The following is a 15,512-nucleotide window of genomic DNA, read 5'->3' on the forward strand; positions in this document are numbered from 1 at the left end:
AATTGCCCGGCGCATAGGCCAATTGGGGGCCCATGGGGCGGTTATCGACCTTGGGGCAGGGGCAGACGTCGGGGTATGGGCTGGACGCACGACTACAGTGACGCAGCACGCAATCGCCGCTCGGGCCACGGTCCGGGCTCCCACCGAGGAGGTTCCCCGCAGCTGGCGGGGGCGGACCTGAGGGTGGGAATCCCGCGCATCCTGCGCCGCCGGGCCCGCTGGGTCTCGGTGCGCCTGCGCCACCCCCGTCCCTGAGCCCCACGCCTCCGTACGGGGCTCAGAGCGCGCAGCTGTCGCTGTCCACCTGCTGGTTGGCGGTACGCCCCAGGGCGATGTCCTCCTGGATCTCGTCCGCGGTGAGCGCGTACCCGGTGTTCGGGTCGTCGAGGGACTTCGCGAAGACCACGCCGTACACCTTCCCGTCGGGCGTGAGCAGCGGGCCGCCGGAGTTGCCCTGGCGGACGGTCGCGAACAGGGAGTAGACCTCGCGGCGGACCGTGCCGCGGTGGTAGATGTCCGGGCCGTTGGCCGTGATGCGACCGCGCACGCGCGCGGGACGGACGTCGTACGAGCCGTTCTCCGGGAAGCCGGCGACGATCGCGCTCTTGCCGCTGCTCGCGACCTCGGTCGTGAACTGCAGGACGGGCGCGTTCAGATCGGGTACGTCGAGCACGGCGATGTCGCGCTCCCAGTCGTACAGGACGACCGTCGCGTCGTACTTCCTGCCCTCGCCGCCTATCTGGACGGTGGGCTCGTCAACGCCGCCCACGACGTGCGCGTTGGTCATCACTCGGCGCCGGTCGAAGACGAAGCCGGTGCCCTCCAGGACCTTGCCGCAGCTCGTGGCGGTGCCCATGACCTTGACGATGGAGCGCTGGGCGCGCACGGCGACCGCGCTGTTGGCGAGCGCCGGGTCGGGCGGGTCGACGTCCTTGATGGGCTCGTCGGAGAACGGGCTGAAGACCTGTGGGAAGCCGTTCTGCGCGAGGACCGAGGTGAAGTCCTTGAACCAGGTGTCGGCGTCGGAGGGCAGCACCTCCTGGACCCCTGCCAGCACCTTGGAGCCGCGGACCTCCTTGCCCACCGTGGGCATCGTGGTCTGCGCGAGGGCGGCGCCGATCAGCCAGGCGACCAGGAGCATCGCGACGACGTTGACGAGGGCCCCGCCGGTCGCGTCGAGGGCGCGGGCGGGCGACCAGGTGATGTACCGGCGCAGCTTGTTGCCGAGGTGGGTGGTCAGGGCCTGGCCGACGGAGGCGCAGACGATGACGATGACGACCGCGGCGACGGCGGCCGTCGTGTTGACCTCGGCCTCGTCGGTCACGCCGTCCCAGATGACGGGCAGCAGATAGACCGCGACGAGACCACCGCCCAGGAAGCCGATCACCGACAGGATGCCGACGACGAAGCCCTGGCGGTAGCCCACGATCGCGAACCACACGGCGGCGACCAGCAACAAGATGTCCAGCACGTTCACGAGGGCCACCCTGTCACGCGCGCCAGTCGAGCGGGACCTGCTTGTTCCTGTCCCAGGGACGCTCCCAGCCCGAGTAGTGCATCAGACGGTCGATGATCCCGGCCGTGAAGCCCCACACCAGGGCCGATTCGACCAGAAATGCCGGACCCTTGTGGCCACTTGGGTGCACGGCGGTGGCGCGGTTGGCCGGATCCGTGAGATCCGCCACGGGGACCGTGAAGACCCGTGCCGTCTCGTTCGGATCGACGACCCCGACCGGCGTCGGCTCGCGCCACCAGCCAAGGACGGGCGTGACGACGAAGCCGCTGACCGGGATGTACAGCTTGGGCAGTACGCCGAAGAGCTGGACGCCGGCCGGATCGAGCCCCGTCTCCTCCTCGGCCTCGCGCAGCGCGGCCCGCAGCGGACCGTCGCCCAGCGGATCGCCGTCCTCGGGGTCGAGGGCGCCGCCGGGGAAGGAGGGCTGACCGGCGTGGGAGCGCAACGAACTGGCCCGCTCCATGAGCAGCAGCTCGGGCCCGCCGGTGCCGTCGGGGTTCCCGCTCTTCCCGTTGCCCTCGCCGAAGAGGATCAGTACGGCGGACTGGCGGCCGGCGCCGTCCGCGGGCGGCAGGAAACGGCTCAGCTGGAGCGGCTCGACCGTCTCGGCGGCGTGCACCACCGGGTCGAGCCAGCCGGGCAGGCCCTCCTTGCTGAGCGTCGCCTCACCGCCCTGTGTGTTGCTCGCGCGCGTCACCGCCACCCCCGTTCTGCTGCTTCCAACGCCTGCGACCGTCCCGATGGTTCCAGTGATGCCGTACGACCCCCTGGCCTCGCCCCGCGCCTCGCCCCGGCCCTCATCCGGCACCCAGCGGGGGCGCCGGGATGCCACCCGCGTCGAGGTAGGCCTGCGGCGGACTGAGCCGCTGGCCGGGGAAGCCGCCCTTCTCGTACTTCAGGAGCTTCCTGGCCTTCTCCGGGTCCGTCTCGCCCTCCCCGTACGCCGGGCAGAGCGGGGCGATCGGGCAGGCGCCGCAGGCGGGCTTGCGGGCGTGGCAGATACGGCGGCCGTGGAAGATCACGTGGTGCGAGAGCATCGTCCAGTCACTCTTGGGGAAGAGGGCGCCGATGGCGGCCTCGATCCTGTCCGGGTCCGTCTCCGCCGTCCACTGCCAGCGGCGCACGAGCCGCTGGAAGTGCGTGTCCACGGTGATTCCAGGGCGCCCGAAGGCGTTGCCGAGCACGACGAAGGCGGTCTTGCGGCCCACGCCGGGGAGTTTGACGAGGTCTTCGAGCCGGCCGGGCACCTCGCCGCCGAACTGCTCCGACAGGGCCTTGGACAGCCCTATGACCGACCTGGTCTTGGCCCGGAAGAAGCCGGTCGGGCGCAGGATCTCCTCGACCTCCTCGGGGTTGGCGGCGGCCAGGTCCTCGGGGGTGGGGTACTTGGCGAAGAGCGTGGGTGTCGTCTGGTTGACCCGCAGGTCGGTGGTCTGGGCGGAGAGGACCGTGGCGACGAGCAGCTGGAAGGAGTTCTCGAAGTCCAGCTCGGGGTGGGCGTACGGATAGATCTCGGCGAGTTCGCGGTCGATCCGACGGGCGCGCCGCACGAGGGCGGTGTGGGACTCGTTGCGGGGCGGCTTGGGGGTGGCGGCGGGTTTAGGGGTGGCCGTCTTGGCGGCGGCCTTCTTAGGGGAGGCGGCCCTGGAGGAGGCGGCCCTGGAGGAGGCGGCAGTCTTTGAAACGGCCGTCCCGGGGGCGGCGGTCTTGGCGGCGGCAGTCCTACGGGCGGCCGGCTTGGTCGCGGCCGGCTTGGTCGCGGCCGGCTTGGTCGCGGCCGGCTCGGGGACAGCGGCCTTCGAGGGCGCGGCCTTCGCAGGGCCGCCCGCCACGGACGCGGCCCCCGAGCGGGCGCTCGCCGAAGGCACCGCCTTCTTGGTCGCGGGTGCCTTTCTCGGCGCCGCGGAGGCGGCCTTCTTCACGGGCTCGGCCCTTTTCGCAGGCTCGGGCACCGGCCCGGTCACGTTCTTGGCGGCTTTCTCCACCGACATCACCTCTGCCGCTTTCTACGCATTCCGGCCCCCACCCGTACCCTGTTCGCCCACAGCGGAATCGCACCCTTCCGTCACCCGCCCAGCCCCCTTGGCCTGTGCTCTCACCGGCGATTTGGACACCCGGCCAGCCTAGAGCCCGGCACTGACATCCGCCCCGGACCCTGGAGATCGGCGCCCAATTGGCCCCCTGCCGCACTGCACGGCACACCCGTGCGGCATCCTTGTGACAGATCACACTGTTTGGACCGTCCGGCAAGATGGGGAGCACGGTCCCCGGTAACCGGGGAACAAGATCCCCTGAGCAGGTCGACAAGGAGAGAACTCGTGGACGACGTTCTGCGGCGCGCCCCGCTCTTCGCGGCGCTCGATGACGAGCAGGCCGCGGAGCTGCGCGCCTCCATGAGTGAGGTGACCCTCGCGCGCGGTGACGCCCTGTTCCACGAGGGCGACCCGGGAGACCGGCTCTACGTGGTCACCGAGGGGAAGGTCAAGCTCCACCGCACATCCCCGGACGGGCGCGAGAACATGCTGGCCGTCCTCGGCCCCGGCGAGCTGATCGGCGAGCTGTCGCTGTTCGACCCTGGCCCGCGTACCGCCACGGCCACCGCGCTGACCGAGGTCAAGCTGCTCGGCCTCGGCCACGGCGACCTCCAGCCCTGGCTGAACGCCCGCCCCGAGGTGGCCGCCGCGCTGCTGCGCGCCGTCGCCCGGCGCCTGCGCAAGACCAACGACCAGATGTCCGACCTGGTCTTCTCCGATGTGCCGGGCCGTGTCGCCCGCGCGCTGCTCGACCTCTCGCGCCGCTTCGGCGTGCAGTCGGAGGAGGGCATCCACGTCGTGCACGACCTGACCCAGGAGGAGCTGGCGCAGCTCGTCGGCGCCTCCCGCGAGACGGTCAACAAGGCACTCGCCGACTTCGCGGGCCGCGGCTGGCTGCGCCTTGAGGCGCGCGCCGTGATCCTGCTGGACGTGGAGCGCCTCGCGAAGCGGTCGCGTTAGCCGGGTCGTCCATAAGCGCTTCGCCTGTAAACGCTTCGTCCGCAAGCGCTTCGTCCGTGAGTGCTATGTCCGTAAGTGCTACGTCCGTAAGTGCTAGAGGGGCCCTGCCGAACGGCGGGGCCCCTCCGGCGTTCATTGGGTTACCGGGTTCATCGGATTACCCGGTAACCGGGTTCACCGGGGCGGGGGCCACGCGGTGACGAGCACACGGTGACGAGAACGTCATGAACGGATCGGATTCAAGGGGTGGGTGGGATGGACCAGGACAGAGCGCCCGAGTCGGTCTGGGCGGCGGCGCCCGAGCCCGCGAAGCGCCGGCTGCGGCTGTTCCGCCGGGACCCGGAGGCACAGACCCTGTGGCAGTCCGAGTTCGAGCAGCGCGACCTGGGGGAGCCGCTGGGCGTGTGGGCGACGGACGAGGCGGTGGCCCTGGTCCGCTTCGACCGCGTGGCGGCGTACGCACCGGCGACCGGTGAGCCCGGCTGGACCTGGCAGCCGCCGGGCCAGGACGTGATCGTCGGGGTGGCCCAGGACCCCGAGGACGGCCTGGGCCTCGTCCTGCACCACGACGACGGCGACCGGAACGCCGAGCAGATCCGCCTCACCGTGCTCGACCTCGGCTCCGGGGACGTCGCCTGGTCACGCGAACAGCGGAAGGACCAGCTGGGACACATCGGCGAGCACCGCACCAGCGAGGTGGGCGTCAGCGGCGGCCGGATAGCCACCGTCCTCGCCTGGGACCGGGACAAGCCGCCGACCGTACGGTGTCTCGACGCGCCCACCGGCGCCCTCCAGTGGGAACGGGCGCTCCCGGACAGCTGGGGCGACTCGTTCTCCGTCCTGGCGACCGACCCGCCTGTCCTGTCCGTCACCAACAGCGGCAGGCGCTCCCGCCCCCGGCTGTACGTGGTGCGCGAGGACGGTGAGTGGTACGTCGAACTTCCCGACGGATACAAGGACTTCGGGCCGGCCGTCGCGGTCGTCGGCGACACCTTCGTGGTCGGACTGGAACCGAGCGAACCCGCGAACGACGACGAGAAGAGCGCCGACACGGTCCTCAACGCCTACTCCGTCTCGACCGGCGAACAGCTCTGGGAGTGGCGCACCGATCACGGCCGTACGCTCCATCCGCTGTCCCACCGCGGGTACTTCATGGTGGGCAACGGCTACGGCAGCAGGGTGACCGTCCTCGACCCCGCCGACGGCCGGGTCGTCGCGGAGCGCAGGTTCCCCGGCTTCAGCTATCGCGCGCGGTACGCCGCCTGGGGCGACCACCTGGCCGTGGTGTGTCATGCGGTGAGCGAGACGCGCCGGGTGCGCGTGTTCCGCTGGAAGTGAGGTACGGGGTGACGCCGCGGCCTGGACTGGACGAGCAGGGGTTCATCGCTCGGGAGGGCTCCCCCGCGCGCGTGCCGCCCGTTTTCCGGTCCGTCGTCGGGGCGGCCCGCGACCGGATCACCGACCTCTTCGGGGAGCGGCTGCACAGCGCGTATCTCTACGGGTCGATTCCGCGCGGCACCGCGCGCGTGGGCCGCAGCGATCTGGACCTGCTGCTCGCGCTGCGCGAGGAGCCCACGGAGGCGGACCGGGCGGCGGCCCGGGCACTGGACGACGGGCTCGACGCCGAGTTCGAGCAGATCGACGGCGCCGGCACGCTGCTGGTCTCGCGGGCGCAGGTGCTGAGCGAGCTGGAGCGGCACGACCTGGGCTGGTTCGTGGCCTGCCTCTGCACGCCCCTCCTGGGCGAGGACCTCGCCGGGCACCTCCCCCGCTACCGCCCCGACTCCCTTCTCGCCCGCGAGACCAACGGCGACCTGGACCTGTGCCTCCCGCGCTGGCGGCGCCTGATCGCGGAGGCGACGGCCCCTGGGGCGCCAGCGGGGGCGGTACGCGTGCGCGTGCGGGGCATTTCGCGCCGTCTGGTGCGTACGGGCTTCACGCTGGTCATGCCGCGCTGGCAGGGCTGGACCAGCGACCTGTACGAGATGGCCGGGGCGTTCGCCGCGTACTACCCGGAGTGGGGCCCGCGGATGGCGGAGGCGGCGGCACTGGGCCTCCGGCCGACGGACGATCCGGCCGTGCTGCGGGCGTTCCTGCGCCCGCACGTCGAGGAGCTGGGCTCCTGGATGGCCGGGGAGTACGCGCGCGTGCACGGCGTGAAAGCGCCCAGGCCCGAGTAGGCGCTACCGACTGTCGGCTAGATGAGACCGTGCTCGCGGAGGTACTCCAGCTGGGCGCGTACCGACAGCTCGGCGGCCGGCCACAGGGAGCGGTCGACGTCCGCGTAGACGTGGGCGACGACCTCCGCGGGGCTCGTGTAGCCGTTCTCGACCGCGGTCTCGACCTGGGCGAGGCGGTGGGCGCGGTGGGCGAGGTAGAACTCGACGGCTCCCTGGGCGTCGTCCAGGACGGGCCCGTGGCCCGGCAGGACGGTGTGCACGCCGTCGTCCACCGTCAGGGACCTCAGCCGCCTCAGAGAGTCCAGATAGTCCCCCAGGCGGCCGTCTGGATGGGCCACCACGGTCGTTCCGCGCCCCAGGACGGTGTCTCCCGTCAGGACGGCCCGATCGGCCGGGAGATGGAAGCACAGCGAGTCCGCGGTGTGCCCCGGCGTCGGTACGACCCTCAGCTCGAGCCCGCCGACGGACACGACGTCCCCGTGCCCGAGGCCCTCGTCCCCCAGCCGCAGCGCCGGATCGAGCGCCCGCACGTTGGTCCCGGTCAGCTCGGCGAACCGTCCGGCGCCCTCCGCGTGGTCCGGATGCCCGTGCGTGAGCAGCGTCAGCGCGACCCGCTTGCCGGCCTTCTCGGCGGTGTCGACGACATGCCTGAGGTGTACGTCGTCCAGGGGCCCCGGGTCGACGACGACGGCCAGCTCGGAGTCCGGCTCGGAGACGATCCAGGTGTTCGTGCCGTCGAGGGTCATCGCGGAGGCGTTGGGCGCGAGGACGTTGACCGCGCGCGCGGTGGCGGGGCCCGAGAGAACCCCGCCGCGCGGCTGGCCGGGGAGAGCGGCGGCTTCTGTCATGCGGGGGCACCTGCCAGGGAGTCGGTCGGGGGCACGGTTGAGCTTGGGGTTGCGGTTGCGGTCAGGGGCACGGTCGCGGTCATTCGGGGGCTTCCCCTAGCCGGATGTGCTTCGTGAATTCCTCGTGCCCCGGCCACGCCAGCACAATCTCACCGTCCGCCAGGGTTGCCCTGGCCAGGACCGGCGTCAGGTCTCGCTCCAGGGCCCCGGCGAGGGCTCCGGACGCGCTGTCGTACGGGGCCAGCGCGCGCAGGGTCGCGATCGTGGGCGGCATCATCAGCAGCTCGCCCTTGTCGTACGAGGCCGCCGCGGTGGCCGGTGCGATCCACACCGTGCGGTCCGCCTCCGTGGAGGCGTTCCGGGTGCGCTGGCCCTCCGGGAGCGCGGCCACGAAGAACCAGGTGTCGTAGCGGCGGGCCTCGAACTCAGGGGTGATCCAGCGGGCCCATGCCCCGAGGAGGTCCGAGCGGAGCACCAGTCCTCGGCGGTCCAGGAACTCGGCGAAGGACAGTTCCCGGGCGACCAGGGCGGCGCGGTCCGCCTCCCAGTCGTCGCCCGTGGTGTCGCCGACGACGGAGTCGGCGGACGGGCCGGCGAGCAGGACGCCCGCCTCCTCGTACGTTTCCCGTACGGCGGCACAGACGATCGCCTGGGCCTCCTGCGCGGACGTCTCGTCGGTGCCCAGGCCCAGGCAGGAGGCCCACCACGCGCGCGTGGGCCCCGCCCAGCGGACCAGGTGGTCGTCGTCGCGGGGGTCGACTCCGCCGCCCGGGTACGCGTACGCGCCCCCTGCGAAGGCCATGGAGGCGCGTCTGCGGAGCATGTGGACGGCGGGGCCGGTGTCTGTGTCCTTCAGGAGCATGACTGTGGCCGCGCGTTTGGGGGTGACCGGGGTGAGGGTGCCTTCGGCGAGTCCGCGGATGAGGTCCGGCCACTCCGGTGGGTACCACTGCCCGTTTGCCATGGGCGGAGGCTATCCGGTGGTGAGCACATGTTCGAGGCCCCGGTTTTCCTCGCCCCCGCCGCCCCTACCCGTCCCATCCTCGGGGGCTCCGCCCCCGAACCCCCGCTCCTCAAACGCCGGAGGGGCTGACATACCCAGCCCGTCCGGCGTTTGAGGACAAAGGGGGGTCTGGGGGCGCAGCCCCCAGGGATGGGACGGGTAGGGGCGGCGGGGGCGAGGAAAGTGGGCTACGCCTCCGTCAGTTCCACCTGGACCTCGACCTCGACCGGGGCGTCCAGGGGCAGGACCGCCACCCCTACCGCGCTGCGGGCGTGGACGCCCTTGTCGCCCAGTACCTCGCCCAGGAGTTCGCTCGCGCCGTTGATGACCCCGGGCTGGCCCGTGAAATCCGGTGCCGAGGCCACGAAGCCGACGACCTTCACGACACGCGCGACGCGGTCCAGGTCGCCGGCGACCGACTTGACCGCCGCGAGCGCGTTCAGCGCGCACGTGCGGGCCAGCTGCTTGGCCTCCTCGGGCGTGACCTCCGCGCCCACCTTCCCGGTGACCGGAAGCTTTCCGTCCACCATCGGCAGCTGGCCCGACGTGTACACGTACACCCCGGACTGGACGGCCGGCTGGTAGGCGGCCAGCGGCGGCACCACCGCCGGTAGCGTCAGGCCCAGTTCGGCGAGCCGGGACTCCACCGCGCTCACGACTTCGGCCGCTTCAGGTAGGCCACGAGCTGCTCGGGGTTGTTCGGCCCGGGCACGACCTGGACGAGCTCCCAGCCGTCCTCGCCCCAGGTGTCCAGAATCTGCTTCGTGGCGTGGACGAGCAGAGGCACGGTCGCGTATTCCCACTTGGTCATGCGGCCGACTTTAGCCGCTGTCGCCAGACGCCTCGCACGCACGTTGTCCACAGCCTCCGGCGTAGCTCGGAGCCGGACTGGTTAACCTCGAATACGTGAGCAGGTTCCAGGTCGTCAGCGGTAAGGGCGGGACCGGAAAGACCACGGTCGCCGCAGCGCTCGCGCTCGCCCTCGCCACCGAGGGGAAGCGCGCGCTTCTCGTCGAGGTCGAGGGCAGGCAGGGCATCGCGCAGCTCTTCGAGACCGAAGTGCTGCCCTATGAGGAGCGGAAGATCGCCGTCGCTCCCGGTGGCGGGGAGGTGTTCGCCCTTGCCATCGACCCCGAGCAGGCGCTGCTGGACTACCTCCAGATGTTCTACAAACTCGGCAGCGCGGGCCGCGCCCTGAAGAAGCTCGGCGCGATCGACTTCGCCACCACCGTCGCCCCGGGCATCAGGGACGTACTCCTGACCGGCAAGGCGTGCGAGGCGGTGCGGAGGAAGGACAAGAGCGGGCGGTTCGCCTACGACTACGTCGTCATGGACGCTCCGCCGACCGGGCGCGTCACCCGCTTCCTCAATGTCAACGACGAGGTGGCCGGGCTTGCGAAGATCGGCCCGATACACAATCAGGCGCAGGCCGTGATGCGCGTGCTCAAGTCGCCCGAGACCGCGGTGCACCTGGTGACGCTGCTGGAGGAGATGCCCGTCCAGGAGACCGCGGACGGTATCGCCGAGCTGCGGGCGGCGAAGCTGCCGGTGGGGCGGATCATCGTCAACATGGTGCGGCCCGAGGTTTTGGACGAGGACGAGCTGGAACTCGTACGGGCGGCTCCCCGTACCGCGCTCGCGAAGTCCCTGTCTGCCGCCGGGCTCGGCGGGGCGCGGCGCGGCGGGAACGCCGAGAAGCTGGTGGACCCGCTGCTGACGCAGGCCGAGGAGTACGCCGAGCGGTATGCGCTGGAGCACGAACAGCGGTCCGTGCTCAGTGAATTGCGGCTGCCTACGCACGAACTGCCGTTGTTCACCGAGGGCATGGACCTGGCGGGTCTGTACGAACTGGCCAACGAGCTGCGGAAGCAGGGGATGTCATGAGTCCGGAGCCCACGTCCTCGTACCCGCAGGACGGTGGCACCCGTCATCGGCTGTCCCCTGCGCGCGTGCTCGAAGTCGATCCGCTGATCGACGACCCGGGGACCCGGATCGTGGTGTGCTGCGGGGCCGGTGGGGTCGGTAAGACGACCACCGCGGCGGCGCTCGGGCTGCGGGCCGCCGAGCGGGGGCGGAAGGTGGTCGTGCTCACCATCGACCCGGCCCGCAGGCTCGCCCAGTCCATGGGCATCGACTCGCTCGACAACGTGCCGCGGCGGGTCAAGGGCGTCGAGGGCGGTGGCGAACTGCACGCCATGATGCTCGACATGAAGCGGACGTTCGACGAGATCGTCGAGGCGCACGCCGACCGTGAGCGGGCCGCCGCGATCCTCAACAACCCCTTCTACCAGTCGCTTTCGGCGGGCTTCGCGGGCACGCAGGAGTACATGGCGATGGAGAAGCTGGGGCAGCTGCGGTCGCGCGACGAGTGGGATCTCATCGTCGTCGACACTCCGCCGTCGCGGTCCGCGCTGGATTTCCTGGACGCTCCCAAGCGGCTCGGGTCGTTTCTCGACGGGCGGCTGATCCGGCTGCTGACGGCGCCGGCGAAGCTGGGCGGGCGCGCGGGGATGAAGTTCCTGAACGTCGGGATGTCGATGATGACCGGCACCCTGGGGAAGCTGCTGGGCGGTCAACTCCTCAAGGACGTCCAGACGTTCGTGGCCGCGATGGACACCACCTTCGGTGGTTTCCGTACCCGCGCCGACGCCACGTACCAGCTGCTGCAGGCACCCGGCACGGCGTTCCTCGTGGTGGCGGCCCCGGAGCGGGACGCGCTGCGCGAGGCCGCGTACTTCGTGGAGCGGCTGGCCGCGGAGGACATGCCGCTCGCCGGACTGGTGCTCAACCGGGTCCACGGCAGCGGCGCCGCCCAGCTGTCGGCCGAGCGCGCACTCGCCGCCGCGGAAAATCTTGAAGAGCCCCGCATTGTGGATCAGGAGGACGGGAAAGCTGGTCTTCGTAACTCTCCCGACACGTACGGCAGTTCAGAACCCCAGGTTTCCGAGACACCAGCTCCCGCAGTTTCCGAGACACCGGCTCCCGAAGTTCCCGCAGGTCCTGAGGCAGACGTCGAAGAACACGTCGAAGGCTCCCCCATCGCCACCGACAGTGCCCCGACGGCCGAAGCGAACGACCCCACCGTCGAACAACTCACCGCAGGCCTGCTCCGGCTGCACGCCGACCGTATGCAACTGCTCTCCCGCGAGCAGCGCACACGTGACCGCTTCACCGCGCTCCACCCGGAGGTGGCTGTGACCGAGGTCGCCGCACTGCCCGGCGACGTCCATGACCTCGCGGGACTGCGGAACATCGGCAACCGGCTCGCGACCGACCGGCCGGAGCTGCCGGAGCCGTCAGCGTCGACGAAGCTGCCGGAGGCGAGTGAGTGAGCGGGACCGGCTCAGCCGACCGCCAAGTAGCTCTCGTACACCTCTTCCTCGTCGAGGGGCAGGATTCCCACCCCCCGCTCGTACTCCGTTCGCGCGGTTTCGAGCAGCCGACGCCATGAGGTGACGGTGGGACGCCTGCGCAGCAGTGCGCGGCGCTCCCGCTCCGTCATTCCTCCCCACACGCCGAACTCGACGCGGTTGTCGAGCGCGTCGGCCAGGCATTCCGTGCGTACCGGACATCCGGTGCACACCGCCTTGGCCCTGTTCTGCGCTGCTCCTTGAACGAACAGTTCATCCGGATCGGTAGTGCGGCAGGCCGCCTGCGCACTCCAGTCGGTTACCCAGCCCATACCGGCGCCGTCCTCTCCCGAATCGAGGCTCCCCCACGGCGGCAGCGGCATATTCACCGCCGCCAGTTGAGGACGTTACGGAAGGTGGGCACAGCGCAACACCCCCTTCGGGCCCAATCTTGAATGGCCCGAACGGACTATGGGTAAGCGGCAGATCACCCGGGGGAGTGAGCGACCGACATGCGTGACTATCCCGGCAAACCGGGACAGTTCAGCTGGGTCACAACGGACACCTGGTGACACACAAGGCGGATTCGGGCACGTACTCACCAAAAAAAGTTGGACTACATCCGAAACGATTCGGGTCTCACGGACGTATTGATACGTGACCTCACTGCTGTGACAGTTGTGAGCAGCTTAGGCCAAGGCCTGTACGCGTGTCCGGCGAATGAGAACGTAGGCTGCCCCCATGCCAAACAAGCGATCGGGTGGTGGCCTGTCGGCAGCGCAGCAGGCCGCCAAGTTCCTCGGTGTCAGCGTGCTCGCGGGAGCCGTCATGGCGGGCATCGCGCTGCCCGCCGTCGGCGCGCTCGGTCTCGCGGCGAAGGGGTCGGTCGAGGGGTTCGACGAGATCCCGGCCAACCTCAAGCGCCCGCCGCTGAGCCAGCGCACCACGATCCTGGACGCCAAGGGCGGCCAGATCGCCACGGTGTACTCGCGCGACCGCACGGTGGTCGAGCTGAAGGACATCTCGCCGTACATGCAGAAGGCGATCGTCGCGATCGAGGACTCCCGGTTCTACGAGCACGGCGCGATCGACCTCAAGGGCGTCCTGCGCGCCCTCAACAGGAACGCGCAGAGCGGCGGCGTCGCGGAGGGCGCCTCCACGCTCACGCAGCAGTACGTGAAGAACGTGTTCGTCGAGGAGGCGGGCGACGACCCGACGAAGGTCGCGCAGGCCACGCAGCAGACCGTCGGCCGCAAGGTCCAGGAGCTGAAGTTCGCGATCCAGGTCGAGGAGGAGCTGGGCAAGAAGAAGATCCTCGAGAACTACCTGAACATCACGTTCTTCGGCCAGCAGGCCTACGGCGTCGAGGCCGGCGCCCGGCGCTACTTCTCCAAGTCCGCCAAGGCCCTCACCCTCCCCCAGGCGGCCCTCCTGGCCGGTCTCGTCCAGTCGCCGAGCCGGTACGACCCGGTGAACGACCCGGCGGAGGCCACCAAGCGCCGCAACACCGTGCTCCAGCGGATGGCGGAGGTCGGTGACATCACCCCGCAGGAGGCCGCCGAGGCGAAGAAGAAGCCGCTCGGCCTGAAGGTCAGCCAGCCCAAGAACGGCTGCATCGCGGCGGTCAAGGGCGCGGGCTTCTTCTGCAAGTACGTCGAGCAGGAGTTCCTCGGCAACCCGGTCTTCGGCAAGACCCGCGAGGCCCGGGCGAAGATCTGGAACCAGGGCGGACTGACCATCCGTACGACGCTGGACCCGCAGTCGCAGGCGTCCGTGCAGGCGTCGATCAAGGAGCACGTGTACAAGTCGGACTCGGTCGCGACGGCGGTCACGCTGGTCGAGCCGGGCACCGGCAAGATCCTCGGCATGGGCCAGTCGAAGCCGTACGGCTACGGCAAGAACGAGACCGAGATCAACTACTCGGTCGGCAGCGACCGGGGCGGCTCCAACTACGGCTTCCCGACCGGTTCGACGTTCAAGCCGTTCGTGGCGGCGGCCGCCCTGGAGGAGGGCCGCCCGGCGATCCAGGAGTACTCGGCGCCGTACGAGATGGAGTACCCGAGCCCGGTCCAGACGTGCAGCGGCAGTCCGTGGACCAACCAGGAGAAGGCGAAGGTCGAGAACGAGAGCGAGACGGAGAAGGGCCCGTACCGCCTGCGCAAGGCGATGGAGCTGTCGGTCAACACCTACTTCGTGCAGATGATCTCCGACATCGGCCTCTGCCCGGTGGTCAAGATGACCGACGCGCTGCACGTCACCCAGGGCAACGGCGACAAGCTGCCCGAGGTGCCCGCCATCGCGCTCGGTTCCAAGGGCATCTCCCCGCTGACGATGGCGAGCGCGTACGCGGCCTTCGCCTCCCGGGGCATGTACTGCACGCCGATCGCCATCGAGTCGATCACCCAGAAGGCCAACGGCAAGCAGAAGTCGCTCGAGGTCCCGAAGTCGACGTGCTCGCGCGCGATGTCGGAGACCACCGCCGACACCATCAACACCCTGCTCCAGGGCGTGGTCGACTCCGGCACCGGCCAGTCGGCCGGCCTCACCGACCGCGACAACGCCGGTAAGACGGGTACGACGGACGAGCGCAAGAACGCCTGGTTCGTCGGCTACACGCCGACCCTGTCCGGCGCCGTCTGGGTCGGCAGCGCCATGCAGAACGTGAAGATGACCAACATCAGGATCGGCGGCGTCTGGAACGAACTCGTGTACGGCGGCCAGGTCCCGGGCCCCATCTGGAAGGACGCCATGACCGGCGCCCTCGACGGCAAGGACTCCGGGCAGTTCAACCTCGTACCGATCATCGAACCGCCCGTCCAGAGGCCGGACGACGACAACGGAGACGATGACGACAACGGGGACGACCAGGGCAACGACAACGGCGGCAACAGCACGGACGGCGGCAACACGACGCTCCCGACCCCGACCTTCTCCCTCCCCGAGGGCTTCATCCAGGGCAACGACAACGGCGGCAACAACGGGAACAGCACCGGGGGTTTCCCGTAGAGACGCCGCGTAGTACGTGAATGGGGGCGCCCTTCCTGAGAAGGGCGCCCCCATCGACGTACAGGCGCGTTGGTCTCTGTGGCGGCCGGTCAGCCGGCGAGGAGCTTCTTGACGGCGGCGGCGACCCGGCCGCCCTCCGCGAGGCCCGCGACCTTCGGGTTCACGATCTTCATGACCTGGCCCATGGCCCGCGGCCCCTCCGCGCCGGCCGCCTTCGCCTCCTCGACGGCCTGGGCGACGAGCTGGTTCAGCTCGTCGTCGCTGAGCTGCTTGGGCAGGTAGGTGGCGAGGATCTCGCCTTCCGCCCTCTCCCGCTCGGCCGACTCGGTCCGACCGCCCTGCGCGAACGCCTCGGCGGCCTCACGGCGCTTCTTCGCCTCGCGCGTGATCACCTTGGTGACCTCCTCGTCGGAGAGCTCGCGCTTCTCCTTGCCGGAGACCTCCTCCTGGGTGATCGCGGTGAGGGTGAGCCGGAGCGTCGAGGAGCGGAGCTCGTCGCGCTCCTTGATGGCGGCGTTGAGGTCTTCCCTGAGCTTCGACTTGAGCGTGGTCATGCGAACGATTGTCGCAGGTGCGGCGAGCGGACCGCCCGCGGATTTCCACCGCACCTCGCCGC

16 protein-coding genes are annotated in these 15,512 nt (G+C 70.3%); 7 read left to right on the plus strand and 9 right to left on the minus strand.

The genetic code is table 11. From position 1 onward, the window contains the following. Positions 1–75 precede the first annotated feature (75 nt). Entirely contained in the window at positions 76–255 is a 180-nt protein-coding gene (locus tag LUX31_RS19810; protein ID WP_235476119.1) for a hypothetical protein, read from the plus strand. Positions 256–277: 22 nt separating this feature from the next. Here the strand turns inward: LUX31_RS19810 and LUX31_RS19815 are convergent, their stop codons facing one another. From LUX31_RS19815 to nth, 3 genes are all read right to left on the minus strand, one after another. Further along, positions 278–1,477: a MarP family serine protease gene (locus LUX31_RS19815; RefSeq protein ID WP_235476120.1), complete on the minus strand. Its 1,200-nt coding sequence runs from the start codon at positions 1,475–1,477 to the stop codon at positions 278–280. 13 nt (positions 1,478–1,490) lie between these two features. Beyond that, a complete protein-coding gene (locus LUX31_RS19820) occupies positions 1,491–2,213 on the minus strand; it encodes an NUDIX hydrolase (protein ID WP_235476121.1) in 723 nt (240 codons plus the stop codon). Positions 2,214–2,313: 100 nt separating this feature from the next. After that, positions 2,314–3,507: an endonuclease III gene (gene nth, locus LUX31_RS19825; RefSeq protein WP_328285674.1), complete on the minus strand. Its 1,194-nt coding sequence runs from the start codon at positions 3,505–3,507 to the stop codon at positions 2,314–2,316. 327 nt (positions 3,508–3,834) lie between these two features. Between nth and LUX31_RS19830 the strand changes: the two genes are divergently transcribed. The 3 genes from LUX31_RS19830 to LUX31_RS19840 all read left to right on the plus strand — a co-directional run bounded on the left by LUX31_RS19830 (position 3,835) and on the right by LUX31_RS19840 (position 6,689). Further along, on the plus strand, positions 3,835–4,509 hold the full coding sequence (locus tag LUX31_RS19830) for a Crp/Fnr family transcriptional regulator (protein ID WP_006382668.1): 675 nt from the start codon (positions 3,835–3,837) through the stop codon (positions 4,507–4,509). A 255-nt stretch (positions 4,510–4,764) separates the two neighbouring features. Then, a complete protein-coding gene (locus tag LUX31_RS19835) occupies positions 4,765–5,847 on the plus strand; it encodes an outer membrane protein assembly factor BamB family protein (protein ID WP_235476122.1) in 1,083 nt (360 codons plus the stop codon). Positions 5,848–5,855: 8 nt separating this feature from the next. Beyond that, the gene (locus LUX31_RS19840; protein ID WP_235476123.1) at positions 5,856–6,689 is read left to right on the plus strand and encodes a nucleotidyltransferase domain-containing protein; all 834 of its coding nucleotides are present in this window, start codon (positions 5,856–5,858) and stop codon (positions 6,687–6,689) included. Between the two features lie 17 nt (positions 6,690–6,706). Here LUX31_RS19840 and LUX31_RS19845 read toward each other — a convergent pair whose 3' ends face one another. The 4 genes from LUX31_RS19845 to LUX31_RS19860 form a co-directional block, all read right to left on the minus strand. After that, positions 6,707–7,537, minus strand: coding sequence for an MBL fold metallo-hydrolase (locus LUX31_RS19845; protein WP_235476124.1), 831 nt, complete (start codon positions 7,535–7,537; stop codon positions 6,707–6,709). A 79-nt stretch (positions 7,538–7,616) separates the two neighbouring features. Further along, positions 7,617–8,501, minus strand: a complete 885-nt coding sequence (locus tag LUX31_RS19850; RefSeq protein ID WP_235476125.1) for an NUDIX hydrolase — start codon at positions 8,499–8,501, stop codon at positions 7,617–7,619. Positions 8,502–8,728: 227 nt separating this feature from the next. Then, positions 8,729–9,196 (minus strand): RidA family protein, encoded by a 468-nt coding sequence (locus LUX31_RS19855; protein ID WP_235476126.1) that lies wholly within the window; start codon positions 9,194–9,196, stop codon positions 8,729–8,731. After that, positions 9,193–9,351, minus strand: a complete 159-nt coding sequence (locus LUX31_RS19860) for a DUF4177 domain-containing protein (protein ID WP_235476127.1) — start codon at positions 9,349–9,351, stop codon at positions 9,193–9,195. The genes LUX31_RS19855 and LUX31_RS19860 overlap by 4 nt, the downstream gene beginning before the upstream one ends. 95 nt (positions 9,352–9,446) lie before the next feature. On the opposite strand from LUX31_RS19860, the gene LUX31_RS19865 reads away from it, so the two are divergent. Both LUX31_RS19865 and LUX31_RS19870 read left to right on the plus strand, forming a co-directional pair. Continuing rightward, complete coding sequence (locus LUX31_RS19865; protein WP_235476128.1) at positions 9,447–10,424, plus strand: ArsA-related P-loop ATPase; 978 nt, start codon at positions 9,447–9,449, stop codon at positions 10,422–10,424. Beyond that, positions 10,421–11,872, plus strand: a complete 1,452-nt coding sequence (locus LUX31_RS19870) for an ArsA family ATPase (RefSeq protein ID WP_235476129.1) — start codon at positions 10,421–10,423, stop codon at positions 11,870–11,872. Before LUX31_RS19865 ends, LUX31_RS19870 begins: the two co-directional genes overlap by 4 nt. 11 nt (positions 11,873–11,883) lie before the next feature. On the opposite strand, the gene wblA is transcribed toward LUX31_RS19870, so the two are convergent. Continuing rightward, a complete protein-coding gene (wblA, locus tag LUX31_RS19875; protein ID WP_198655578.1) occupies positions 11,884–12,222 on the minus strand; it encodes a transcriptional regulator WblA in 339 nt (112 codons plus the stop codon). Between the two features lie 409 nt (positions 12,223–12,631). Between wblA and LUX31_RS19880 the strand changes: the two genes are divergently transcribed. Next, entirely contained in the window at positions 12,632–14,896 is a 2,265-nt protein-coding gene (locus LUX31_RS19880) for a transglycosylase domain-containing protein (RefSeq protein WP_235476130.1), read from the plus strand. An 89-nt stretch (positions 14,897–14,985) separates the two neighbouring features. On the opposite strand, the gene LUX31_RS19885 is transcribed toward LUX31_RS19880, so the two are convergent. Beyond that, the gene (locus LUX31_RS19885; protein ID WP_235476131.1) at positions 14,986–15,450 is read right to left on the minus strand and encodes a GatB/YqeY domain-containing protein; all 465 of its coding nucleotides are present in this window, start codon (positions 15,448–15,450) and stop codon (positions 14,986–14,988) included. Positions 15,451–15,512 lie beyond the last annotated feature (62 nt).

This window comes from Streptomyces sp. GQFP (assembly GCF_021545335.1).
GTDB lineage: Bacteria > Actinomycetota > Actinomycetes > Streptomycetales > Streptomycetaceae > Streptomyces.